The 11,090-nt window shown below is 71.1% G+C and carries 12 protein-coding genes and 1 riboswitch; of the genes, 3 read left to right on the top strand and 9 right to left on the bottom strand.

The features are described 5' to 3' along the window. Nucleotides 1-117: 117 nt before the first annotated feature. The 8 genes from gcvP to ABTZ99_RS43535 all read right to left on the bottom strand — a co-directional run bounded on the left by gcvP (nucleotide 118) and on the right by ABTZ99_RS43535 (nucleotide 8,046). Complete coding sequence (gene gcvP, locus ABTZ99_RS43570; RefSeq protein WP_499619003.1) at nucleotides 118-3,006, bottom strand: aminomethyl-transferring glycine dehydrogenase; 2,889 nt, start codon at nucleotides 3,004-3,006, stop codon at nucleotides 118-120. A gap of 152 nt (nucleotides 3,007-3,158) precedes the next feature. After that, nucleotides 3,159-3,249: riboswitch (glycine riboswitch) on the bottom strand. 155 nt (nucleotides 3,250-3,404) lie between these two features. Next, entirely contained in the window at nucleotides 3,405-3,971 is a 567-nt protein-coding gene (locus ABTZ99_RS43565; RefSeq protein ID WP_308257181.1) for a MerR family transcriptional regulator, read from the bottom strand. Nucleotides 3,972-4,819: 848 nt separating this feature from the next. Then, on the bottom strand, nucleotides 4,820-5,293 hold the full coding sequence (locus ABTZ99_RS43560) for a bifunctional nuclease family protein (protein WP_053720858.1): 474 nt from the start codon (nucleotides 5,291-5,293) through the stop codon (nucleotides 4,820-4,822). 143 nt (nucleotides 5,294-5,436) lie between these two features. Beyond that, nucleotides 5,437-6,111, bottom strand: a complete 675-nt coding sequence (ftsR, locus tag ABTZ99_RS43555) for a transcriptional regulator FtsR (RefSeq protein ID WP_498783914.1) — start codon at nucleotides 6,109-6,111, stop codon at nucleotides 5,437-5,439. 14 nt (nucleotides 6,112-6,125) lie between these two features. Continuing rightward, on the bottom strand, nucleotides 6,126-6,587 hold the full coding sequence (gene garA / locus ABTZ99_RS43550) for a glycogen accumulation regulator GarA (RefSeq protein ID WP_033427969.1): 462 nt from the start codon (nucleotides 6,585-6,587) through the stop codon (nucleotides 6,126-6,128). 113 nt (nucleotides 6,588-6,700) lie between these two features. Continuing rightward, nucleotides 6,701-7,084 (bottom strand): glycine cleavage system protein GcvH, encoded by a 384-nt coding sequence (gene gcvH, locus ABTZ99_RS43545; protein ID WP_387499723.1) that lies wholly within the window; start codon nucleotides 7,082-7,084, stop codon nucleotides 6,701-6,703. Nucleotides 7,085-7,145: 61 nt separating this feature from the next. Beyond that, nucleotides 7,146-7,733 (bottom strand): cardiolipin synthase ClsA, encoded by a 588-nt coding sequence (gene clsA / locus ABTZ99_RS43540; protein WP_498783911.1) that lies wholly within the window; start codon nucleotides 7,731-7,733, stop codon nucleotides 7,146-7,148. A 70-nt stretch (nucleotides 7,734-7,803) separates the two neighbouring features. Then, entirely contained in the window at nucleotides 7,804-8,046 is a 243-nt protein-coding gene (locus tag ABTZ99_RS43535; RefSeq protein WP_498783909.1) for a hypothetical protein, read from the bottom strand. Between the two features lie 444 nt (nucleotides 8,047-8,490). Between ABTZ99_RS43535 and ABTZ99_RS43530 the strand changes: the two genes are divergently transcribed. Continuing rightward, nucleotides 8,491-8,910: an STAS domain-containing protein gene (locus ABTZ99_RS43530; protein ID WP_499618996.1), complete on the top strand. Its 420-nt coding sequence runs from the start codon at nucleotides 8,491-8,493 to the stop codon at nucleotides 8,908-8,910. A gap of 21 nt (nucleotides 8,911-8,931) precedes the next feature. Here the strand turns inward: ABTZ99_RS43530 and ABTZ99_RS43525 are convergent, their stop codons facing one another. Next, nucleotides 8,932-9,687, bottom strand: a complete 756-nt coding sequence (locus tag ABTZ99_RS43525) for an ATP-binding protein (protein WP_498783905.1) — start codon at nucleotides 9,685-9,687, stop codon at nucleotides 8,932-8,934. Nucleotides 9,688-9,812: 125 nt separating this feature from the next. Between ABTZ99_RS43525 and ABTZ99_RS43520 the strand changes: the two genes are divergently transcribed. Beyond that, the gene (locus tag ABTZ99_RS43520) at nucleotides 9,813-10,244 is read left to right on the top strand and encodes an ATP-binding protein (protein WP_498783903.1); all 432 of its coding nucleotides are present in this window, start codon (nucleotides 9,813-9,815) and stop codon (nucleotides 10,242-10,244) included. Next, a complete protein-coding gene (locus tag ABTZ99_RS43515) occupies nucleotides 10,241-11,032 on the top strand; it encodes a SigB/SigF/SigG family RNA polymerase sigma factor (protein ID WP_498783901.1) in 792 nt (263 codons plus the stop codon). The genes ABTZ99_RS43520 and ABTZ99_RS43515 overlap by 4 nt, the downstream gene beginning before the upstream one ends. Nucleotides 11,033-11,090 lie beyond the last annotated feature (58 nt).

The raw sequence follows: 11,090 nt of genomic DNA, 5'->3' as shown, positions 1-11,090 counted from the left end.
ACCCGGTCCCCCCGGGTTCCCGTGCGACGCCGCGGTGGTCAACCGCCGTGAGCGGGAACCGGTCAGCCGCCGTGAGCGGAGACCGGTCAGATGCCGCAAGCGGAGACCGGCGGGTGGTCAGCCGCCGTAAGCGGAGACCGGCGGGCAGGAGCAGACCAGGTTGCGGTCGCCCTTGGCGCCGTCGATGCGGCGCACCGGGGGCCAGGTCTTCGGCGCCGACGTGCCCGCCGGGAACACCGCCACCTCCCGGCTGTACGGGTGGTTCCACTCCGTCGCGATGGAGGCCGCCGTGTGCGGCGCGTTGCGCAGCGGGTTGTCGTCCACCGGCCACTCGCCCGAGCCGACGCGGTCGATCTCGTGCCGGATCGCGATCATCGCGTCGATGAACCGGTCGATCTCGCCCAGGTCCTCGCTCTCCGTCGGCTCCACCATGAGCGTGCCCGCCACCGGGAACGACATGGTCGGCGCGTGCAGCCCGTAGTCCGCCAACCGCTTCGCCACGTCGTCCACCGTCACGCCGGTCGCCTTGGTGATCGGCCGCAGGTCGAGGATGCACTCGTGGGCCACGAAACCGCCCTCGCCGGTGTAGAGCACCGGGAAGTGCTCGTCCAGGCGGCGGGCCACGTAGTTCGCCGCCGCCACGGCGGTGAGGGTGGCGCGGCGGAGGCCGTCGGCGCCCATCATCCGCACGTACGCCCACGAGATCGGCAGGATCGACGCCGAACCCCACGGCGCGGCGCTGATCGGGCCGACACCGCTCGCCGGACCGGCCGACGGCTGCAACGGGTGGTTCGGCAGGAACGGCGCCAGGTGCGACCGCACGCCGATCGGCCCGACACCCGGGCCACCGCCGCCGTGCGGGATGCAGAACGTCTTGTGCAGGTTCAGGTGCGACACGTCCGACCCGAACTTGCCGTACTGCGCCAACCCGATCAGCGCGTTGAGGTTCGCGCCGTCGACGTACACCTGGCCGCCCGCGTCGTGCACCAGCCCGCACACCTCGCGCACGGTGTCCTCGTACACGCCGTGCGTCGACGGGTAGGTGATCATGATCGCAGCCAGGTCGTCGCGGTGCGCGTCGACCGTCGAACGCAGGTGCTCGATGTCCACGTTGCCGTGGTCGTCGCACTTGACGACCACGACCCGCATCCCGGCCATCACGGCGGACGCGGCGTTGGTGCCGTGCGCGCTGGACGGGATCAGGCACACGTCGCGGTGGTCGTCGCCGTTGGCGCGGTGGTAGGCGCGGATCGCCAGCAGGCCCGCGAACTCGCCCTGGCTGCCCGCGTTCGGCTGCAACGACACCGCGTCGTACCCGGTGACCTCGGCCAGCCACCGCTCCAGGTCACCGACGATGCTCAGCAGCCCGTCGGCGTCCGACGCGGGCGCGAACGGGTGCAGGTCGGCGAACTCCGGCCACGTGATCGGCTCCATCTCGGCCGTGGCGTTGAGCTTCATCGTGCACGAGCCCAGCGGGATCATGCTGCGGTCCAGCGCGACGTCCTTGTCCGACAGCGCGCGCAGGTAGCGCAGCAGCGCGGTCTCGGAGCGGTGCGAGTGGAACACCGGGTGGGTCAGGTAGTCGCTGGTGCGGCGCAGGTCCGCGGGGATGCCGTCGGCGGTGTCGGCGTCCAGGCCGTCCACGTCCGCGACGGTCACGCCGAACGCCTTCCACACCGCGACCAGGTGCTCGCGCGTGGTGGTCTCGTCGCACGCGATGGACACCACGTCGTCGTCGACCTGCCACAGGTTCACGCCGAGGTCGCGCGCGGCGGAGACGACGGCGGCGGCACGTCCTTCGACGCGGGCGCGCACGGTGTCGAAGAACTCGCCGTGCACGATCTCGACGCCGCCCTCCAGCAGGCCGGCGGCCAGCACGGTCGCCATCCGGTGGGCGCGGGTCGCGATCGCCTTCAGCCCTTCCGGACCGTGGTACACCGCGTACATCGACGCGATCACCGCCAGCAGGACCTGAGCGGTGCAGATGTTGCTGGTCGCCTTCTCCCGGCGGATGTGCTGCTCGCGCGTCTGCAGGGCGAGGCGGTAGGCGAGCGAGCCGTCCGCGTCCACGGACACGCCGACGAGCCGGCCGGGCAGCTGCCGCTCCAAGCCCTGGCGCACGGCCATGTAGCCCGCGTGCGGCCCGCCGAACCCGATCGGCACGCCGAAGCGCTGCGTGGTGCCGATGACGACGTCCGCGCCGATCTCGCCGGGCGGGCGCAGCAGCGTCAACGCCAGCAGGTCGGCGGCGACCACGGCCTGCGCGCCCGCCTTGTGGATCTCCTCGACGACCGCCGCGTGGTCGCGCACCACGCCGGACGCGCCGGGGTAGGACAGCAGCACGCCGAAGAAGTCGCCGCCGAGGCCGAGGCCCTCGATGCCCTGCGACAGGTCGGCGGTCACGATCTCGATGCCCAGCGGCTCGGCGCGCGTCTCGATGAGGGCCAGCGTCTGCGGCAGCGTGTCGGCGTCCACGACGAACTTGTTCGATTTGGACCGTCCCGCGCGGCGGACCAGCGTCATGGCCTCGGCGGCCGCGGTGGACTCGTCCAGCATCGAGGCGTTGGCCAGCGGCAGGCCGGTCAGGTCGGCGACCATCGTCTGGAAGTTCAGCAGGGCTTCGAGGCGGCCCTGGGAGATCTCCGGCTGGTACGGCGTGTACGCGGTGTACCAGGCGGGGCTCTCCAGCACGTTGCGGCGGATCACCGGCGGCGTGGTCGTGCCGTAGTAGCCGAGCCCGATCATCTGCGTCATCGGGCGGTTGCGGGAGGCGAGGGCGCGCAGCTCGGCCAGCGCCTCGGTCTCGGTGGCGGGCGCGGGCAGGTCCAGCACCAGGTCGCGCTCGCGGATCGACTCGGGGACGGCGTGCTGCGCCAGTTCCTCCAGGGAGCCGACACCGATCACGTCGAGGATGCGGGCCAGCTCGGCGGGCCGCGGGCCCACGTGCCGGTCGGCGAACGGGGTGCCGTGCTCGAGTGCGGCGAGGGGGATGCGGTCCTGCGTCATCGGTGCTGGCCTCCAGGGCTCCGGACAGACTTCTGCCGTTGCCCTCCCCCTCTGTCTTCTGCCCGGCGGGCGCCTGAGAGCTTCACCCGGCTGTCGGGTTTGCACCGTCGGCGGGGTCGGTCGGTGGTGGCCGACCCGCTTTCCAGAGGCGTCTCACCCGCACGGTCCTTGCGCCTGAGAGGTTCCGGGGAGGATTTGCTCCTTCGGCGCCGAGACTGGCTCGGACTCTCCCGCACGGGATAAAGCGACTACGCGCGAAATCGTACCCGGCGGGTGGGTGAGCGGTACCGCCGGCGCGACGTGGATCTCATCGCGTTGCGCCGGGTGTGCGGGCCGGTCAGCCGGCCGCGTTGCGCCGGGCGAGCACGTCGGTCAGCCGGCCGCCTTGCGCCGGGCGGTCAGCCGATGGCCCTCGTGCGGCGCCGGCGGGACAGCTCGTCGTCGGCAGGCTCCACGATCTCGGCGCCGTCCGCGCGTTCGGCGGGGAAGTCGTGGATCGTGCCGCTGATCTCCCGCATCGCGCCGGAGACCGCGATGCCGAACACCCCTTGGCCGCCTTGGAGCAGGTCGACCACCTCTTCCGGCGACGTGCACTCGTAGACGGTGGTGCCGTCGCTGAACAGCGTGATCCGGGCCAGGTCCTGCACGCCGCGGCGGCGCAGGTGGTCGACCGCGACCCGGATGTTCTGCAACGAGACACCGGTGTCCAGCAGCCGCTTGACGACCTTGAGGACCAGGATGTCCTTGAACGAGTAGAGCCGTTGGCTGCCGGAGCCGTGGGCACTCCTTATCGTCGGGTTGACCAACCCCGTGCGCGCCCAGTAGTCCAGCTGGCGGTAGGTGATGCCCGCGATCTGGCACGCGGCGGGGCCGCGGTACCCGACCAGTTCGTCCGGCAGCGAGGAGTCCGGGAACAGCTCACCCTGTTCGCCGGATCCGGCCCGGATGGGCGCTTCCTCGACCACGCCTGCCTCCCCTCGGTCCGGTCACGACGACCGGCGACCAACGTGAAGCCGCCGCGGTGCCCGAATCACACCGTGGCAATTCACCTGAGTTCGACGGTAAGACCGGGTAGGGGGCAGGTCAACGCGACGCGCTGGGCGTGTCTTGCCTCAACGTGAGGTTGAGGTTGAGAGAGTCGCCTGTCGTAAGCCATTCGGGTGACGTTTAGTGATCGTTTAGCGGACGAAGGTTGACGTTGTGTAACCCAGAGGCGTGACACCTGGAGGTGGCACGCGGGGTTGATCCACAACGCACCGCACACGCTCGCGAGGGGCCGTTGACGGCGTGGGGCCCTTGGGCGCGGCCCTTCGCGGGGCGTGGTGGAGAGCGGTTCGACGGATCGGTGACGGGCTGGTTTTGTCAAGCACCCGACCCGCTTGTCCGCAAGCGGCAGGTTGGTGTGAGGCCCGGGGTAGTGGTGTGCGGTCCCAGGCGGTAGGGGTGCGGCGGGGTGCGGCGGGGGTGCGTGCAGGCTGAAAAGCATGTCCTCGCCGGACGGGCAGATCAGCAGGATGACGGCGGGGTGGGTGGGTACGCGCCGGGTCCGTTGTGGTGCGGGTTTCGTGTCATCCCACCGACCTCCCTACGGGCTACCACACGTATCAAGGGGGCAGGCATCGGTGGACGGGCGGGCAAGGGACGCACAGCCCCCTTGACACGCGCGGTAGGGCGGAGCCAGGTCGGCGGGATGACACGAAGCCCTTCCTTCGGGAAGGGCGTGGGCAAGGGCGTGTCAGTGGACGGCTGTGGGGAGGCGTGCTCTGGTGTGCCGGGGCCGTGCCGGTAGGCAGGGCGTGGTGGGGGCGGACGGTTACGTGTCGGCGCCGCGGAAGTCCTCGGGCGATACGGAGTCGAGGAACTCGCGGAACTTCTCGACCTCGTCCTCCTGCTCGTCCGGGATGATGAGGCCCGCCTCCGCCAGCACCGACTCCTCCGCGTGGATCGGCACGCCGATCCGCAGGGCCAGCGCCACCGAATCGCTCGGCCGCGCGGACACGCGGATGTCGCCGTCGAAGACGAGTTCCGCGAAGTAGGTGCCTTCCTGCAAGTCCGTGATCCGCACCTGCTCCAGCTGCCGGCCGAGGGCTCCGATGACGTCCTTGAGCAGGTCGTGCGTCAACGGCCGGGCAGGACGGACACCTTGCTGCTCCAACGCGATCGCCGTGGCCTCGACCGATCCGATCCAGATCGGCAGGTACCGTTCGCCCTCGGTTTCGCGCAGCAGCAGGATCGGCTGGTTGGCGGGCAGTTCCACCCGCACGCCGACGACGCGCATTTCGCTCATCGGGTCTCGCCTCCCTCAGCGCGCTGAAATTCTGGCGTCCCCGCTACCAACGAGGATCCCCCACGTACTCTTTCGACGCTACCCGCCAAGCGGGCCCTGTGCGCAACCGCCCGCCCGCTTCGGATCACGATGCGGACACGTGTTCACCTCGGCGAAACAGGTCGTCCGACGACCTCTCGCAAACCGACCTTCACCAAGAGTGTGTGCAGCGTTACGGAGAGCGCCGCCAACTCCCGCACCACGTCGTCACGGTCGCGTGAGCGGTGGGCCGCGCCGACGACCTGCTCCACCAACCCGACCTCGCGGTCGGCCGCGGCGCGGAAGGGGCGCAGGTGCCGGGCCTCCAGGCCGTGCTCGGCCATCGCCCGCACGGTCGAGGCGATCTGCACGGCCTCGTGGTCGTAGAACCCGCCCGCACCTGGCCTGATCAGGCCGTGCTGCTCCAGGTCCGCCAGCACGCCAGGCTCGATGCCCGCGCGCGCCAGCAGGTCCTCGCGGGTGACCCGGTGCCCGGCGGCCGGTGCGAGGTCGACCGCGCGCATCGCCTTCGACGCGCCCTGGTCGGCCGCGTCCAACTGCTCCTTGATGACTTTCAGCGGCAGGTACCTGTCCCGTTGAGCGGACAGGATGTACCGCAGGCGGTCCACGTCGGCGGACGTGAACTGCCGGTACCCCGAGGCCGTGCGCGCCGGGCGGACCAAGCCCTCCGACTCCAGGAATCGGATCTTGGAGATGGTGACGTCGGGGAAGTCGGGTCGCAGCTGCGCCAGCACCGCCCCGATGCTCAACCCCCCGCGTGGCCGCCCGGCCGCCGTCACCGGAGCCCCATCGCTCAGGCCCCCTGGCCCCCGGCGCCCGGACCGGTCAGGAACACGAGGCGGAACTTGCCGATCTGCACCTCGTCGCCGTTCGCCAGCACCGCCTGGTCGACGGGCTCGCGGTTGACGTAGGTGCCGTTGAGGCTGCCCACGTCGATGACCACGAACTCGCCGCCCTCGCGGCGGAACTCGGCGTGGCGGCGGGAGACCGTCACGTCGTCGAGGAAGATGTCGCTGTCGGGGTGCCGCCCCGCGCTGGTCGTGTCGCGGTCCAGCAGGAACCTCGACCCCGCGTTGGGGCCGCGCTTGACCACGAGCAGCGCCGAACCGGCGGGCAGTGCGTCGACACCCGCGACGGCCGGCTCCTGGGCGGGCGCCTCGGCGCCCTCGACCTCGGCGAGGAAGTCGGCCCGGAAAACGGAGGTCCGCTCCGGGGACTGCTCGGGCGGAACGCCTGGCCCGTCGTTCGTGCTCACCTGAGCTCTCCTCCTGCTGCTGGAACCGTCGAGACCGCTAGAACCTATCGTGCCCGAACCCTGGTCTGAGGAGCGGCTCCCCCACCGACCGAAGAGCCGCCGGAAGATCGACGTCACCCCTGTGCCACCAGCTCCTGGTACGCGGCGGCGTCGAGCAGGTCGTCGACCGCGGACGGGTCCTCCAGCCGCAATTCCACCATCCAACCCTCGCCGTACGGGTCGGAGTTCACCAGGTCGGGCTGCTGGTCGAGCGAGTCGTTGCGGGCGACGACCTCGCCCGCGAGCGGCGCGTAGATGTCGGACACGCTCTTGGTCGACTCCACCTCGCCGAGCGTCTGCCCGGCCGCGACCTGCTCGCCGAGCTCCGGGAGCTGGACGAACACGACGTCACCCAGTTGTTCCTGGGCGTAGTCGGTGATGCCCACGCGCACGGTGTCCTCACCGGTGCGCAGCACCCACTCATGTTCCTCGGTGTACTTGAGCTCCTCGGGAATCACCGCGGTGTGCTCCTTCAATGACGGTGGATCAACGCTCCGCCGGATCTTCCCACGTCGACGTTCAGGCCGGCGCGACACCCGGCCGTCGCCGCATCGCGAGGCCGAACTGGTAGACGTACAGCACGCCTGACCACAGGTACAAGGCTCCTCCCCAGACCATGAACGCGTACGCAACCGGACGGGCGATCTGCGCGGCGGTGGAGGCGCCCTGGGCGAGCAGGAGCATGGGGAACGCGTAGAGCAGGTTGAACGTGGCCGCCTTGCCGAGGTAGTTGACCTCGAACGGGCCGTAGCCGCGGGCCCGGAGCACGGGCAGGCAGACGCCGACGACGAGCTCGCGGCCGACCAGCACCGCCGCCACCCACCAGGGCACGATGCCGCGCACGACGAACGCGACCAGCGTGGCGAGGATGTAGAGGCGGTCGGCGGCCGGGTCGAGCAGGGCGCCGAGCTTGCTGGCCTGGTCGAGCCAGCGGGCGATCTTGCCGTCGAGCCAGTCGGACAGGCCCGCCGCGACCAGCACGACCAGCGCCCAGCCGTCGGCGTGCGGCCCGAGCAGCAGGTACAGGAACAGGGGCACGCCGAGCAGCCGCAACACGCTCAGCGCGTTCGGGATGGTCAGCAGCCGGTCGGCTGGATCGTGCGACACGTCCGCACTGTAGATGGCCGCCCGGCGTGCCCCGGTGGTCGACTCGCGGTGCGACCCCTCGCGGGCTCGTTCAGTTGTTCGAACGGGTGCGGCTCCAGCCGCGGCGTTGCAGTTCGTCACCGCTGAGCGCCTGCGGACGACCTCGGTCGTCGACGCCGACCCAGCGGGCCCGGAAACCTTCGAGCACGTAGGCGTGGCCCTTGCTCCACACCACGCTGCAGGGGGCTGTGGGCAGCGCCGCCGCGCCTGTGGCGCCGGCACGCGCCGCCCCGCGCTTCGCGGGCTCGGACTCGGTTTCCGTTCTGGTGCTCATGTGAAATCCCTCCACCAGGGTTGTCGCTCACGGCTCTCGCGGCGTTATCCCCGTCACCCGATTCTGCGCGACTGTGGTCGAGACCACCTCCTCATTCATGCCCGATTCCGGCCGGCGGGCGGTTGTGTCGCCCAGTTGCGCGCCACGGGCGGGAACGCTTCCCTCGAGGTGTAACCGGCCCCGGCGGCCCCAAACCGTTCACCGTGCGTCGTCCACCGCACACCGAACAGCGCATTACACTGGTGCCTATCAGGGCGCCACCCACGCGCTTGTGGTGTCGCGACCGGCTCCGTACGGTGGGTGGCGCAGCGGTTGAGCCAACAGCCGCGCCGGGAAGTCCGGCTAGCGGGGAAACGTTTCCGCCACGCTGCTGTTCTGTAGTGCGCGCACACTTGGTGCGTCCGGGCTTCCCACCCAGCGGTTCCAGCTGAAGAGGAGTGCCTCGTGACGGTTCAGGATCCGGACGTCGTGGCGACGAGCGGAGCCGAGTCCGCCGCGGCCGAGAGCCCGCGGGCCGGGCAGCTCGGACTCGCCGCGCGCACCGCGGCCGAAGGCGTCACCGTGCTCGCGGTGAGCGGTGAGATCGACATGCTCACCGCGCCGCAACTGCGGGCGGGCGCGTTGCAGCACCTCGACGCGGGCAGCGCCCTGGTGCTGGACCTGTCGGGGGTCAGCTTCCTCGGCTCGGCCGGCCTCGCGGTGCTGGTGGAGGCCTCGCAGCACGCCAAGCGCCGTGGCGCGGCGTTCCGCGTCGTGGCGGTGGAGCGCGCCGTGACCCGCCCGCTGGCCGCGACCGGCCTGGGCGAGGTGTTCAGCGTCTTCGAGTCGGTCGACCAGGCGCTGGAGGCCGACGAGTCCCGCTGAGCCGGCGATGACGGACCGGGGCTAGACGTGCGGCACCAGGTCGACGACTTGGTCCACGCCCGCCGCGACGAGTGCGCGGCGGGCGTGGCCGTCTTCGGGTGCGCGCACGACGACCCGGTTGCCCGCCGCGGCGGCGGCGTCGGCGACGGCGCGCAGGCTGCGGATCAGGCCCTCGCTGCGCTCGCCCAACGCGCGCAGGTCGACGACCACCGGTACGGTCCCGCCCCGTGCGGCGGTCAGGATGCGGCGACGGACGGCGGGCGCGGCGTGCGCCGGGACGTCGCCGCGAACGTGCACTTCCACCCAGCCGTCACGGGCCGTCACGTCCACCGGGTCGACCGGTGGCGGTACGGCGAGCAACGTGCCGCGAGAGCGGTGGCGCGGACCGAGGACCAGGGTGACGGTGGTGCCGGTCGCGCTGCGGTCGACCATCACCTCGTCGACGTTCTCGCGCATGAGCAGCAGACCCCGACCGCGGGCGGTCAGGGTCGGCGGCGGCACGCGCCAGCCGCCGTGGTCGCTGACCACGACGCGCACGCTGCCGTCGGGTCTGGCGTCGGCGTCGATGTGGACGAGACCGTGCTCGTCAGGGCCGTAGGCGTGCTCCACGGCGTTGCTCGCGGCCTCGTTGACCGCGAGGAGCAGGTCGTACCGGTCGTCCTCCGGCAGTCCCTCGGCGGCCAGCCACGCGTCGAGCCGGGCGCGTACCACGGCGAGCTGCCCGGGCTGTGCCGGGAACTCGACACCCCAGTGGTGGTCCGCGAGTTGATCGGTCAAAAGGCCTCCCCGTCGCACCAAGCAGTCTTCCCGGCCCGCGCGTCGGCTACACGTGTGAACGACGATCAATTCGGGTATCGATAGCTTCAGCAGCACAACGAGACAGAACGGACGACGAGGTGAGCGTGTCGCACACTGAGCCGCGAAGCGGTGAGTCGGATAACGCCCTGGCCGGGGTCGAGTTGCGGATGGCGGCCGACCCCACGCAGCTGTCGATCGTCCGAGCCGTGGCGGCGGACATCGCCATGCGGCAGGACTTCGACCTTGACTCCATCGAGGACTTGAAGCTGGCGGTCGACGAGGCGTGCTCGACCCTGATCTCGCTGGCCGCCGGGGGTGCCGTGCTCAGCGCCCAGTTCGTGGTGGTCGACGGTTCGGTGCAGGTGTTCACCAAGGTGGGCTCGCAGCGGTCGGCGCCGCCGGACCGGGACAGCTTCGGCTGGCGGGTGCTGAGCGCGCTGGTCGACTCGGTCACGACGTGGGTCGCGCCGCAGGCGGACGCGTTCGAGGTGCACATCGACCTGGTCAAGCGGTCGCTGGGGACGGTGGATGCGTGACGGGGTCGGACGGGGGCACGACGCGGTCCGGCACCCAGGGTGACTACGACCACCTGGCGCCGCTGTTCGTCCGGCTCGCCGCGACCGCGAAGGACGACCCGGAGCGGGAGCGGCTGCGCGACGAGCTGGTGACCGAGCACCTGCCCGTGGCCAAGCACATCGCCCGGCGGTTCGGCCACCGCGGCGAGCCGCACGACGACCTGGTGCAGGTGGCGACGGTCGGGTTGATCAACGCCGTGGACCGGTTCGACCCGGAACGCGGCAGCGACTTCCTGTCGTTCGCGGTGCCGACGATCATGGGCGAGGTCCGGAAGTACTTCCGCGACTCCAGCTGGTCGGTGCGGATGCCGCGGCGGCTCAAGGAGCTGCACCTGGCGATCAACGCGGGGTCGGCGCGGCTGTCGCAGGAGCTCGGCCGCGCGCCGACGCCCAGCGAGCTGGCGCAGCACCTGGGGTTGACCCGGGAAGAGATCCACGAAGGACTGGCGGCCGGCAACGCCTACCACAGCGCGTCGCTGGACGACCTGCTCGTGGCCGACGACAGCTCCATCTCGCTGGGCAGCACGCTCGGCGAGGAGGACCCGGAGCTGGAGGCGATCGAGCAGCGCGAGGCGCTGCACCCGTTGCTGGAGAAGTTGCCGGAGCGGGAGCGCAAGATCGTGGTGATGCGGTTCTTCGGGAACATGACGCAGACCCAGATCGCGCAGAAGGTCGGCATCTCGCAGATGCACGTGTCGCGGCTGCTGGCCAAGACGCTGCGGCAGCTGCGCGAGGGGTTGACCGAGTAGGACGGCGCGCGGAGCGAGAAGAATCGCGCGGAGGGCGCCTGACCCGGGTCAGGCGCCC

Source organism: Actinosynnema sp. NPDC002837 (assembly GCF_040295345.1).
In the GTDB taxonomy this organism is placed as follows: Bacteria; Actinomycetota; Actinomycetes; order Mycobacteriales; family Pseudonocardiaceae; genus Actinosynnema.
Note: the sequence above shows the minus strand (reverse complement) of the source record. Positions and strands in the feature narration are given on the sequence as shown.

Coding starts and splice junctions, on each gene's coding strand:
- gcvP (WP_499619003.1), bottom strand. CDS start 3,006: ATGACGCAGGACCGCATCCCCCTCGCCGCACTCGAGCACGGCACCCCG.
- ABTZ99_RS43535 (WP_498783909.1), bottom strand. CDS start 8,046: ATGAGCACCAGAACGGAAACCGAGTCCGAGCCCGCGAAGCGCGGGGCG.
- ABTZ99_RS43560 (WP_053720858.1), bottom strand. CDS start 5,293: ATGAGCGAAATGCGCGTCGTCGGCGTGCGGGTGGAACTGCCCGCCAAC.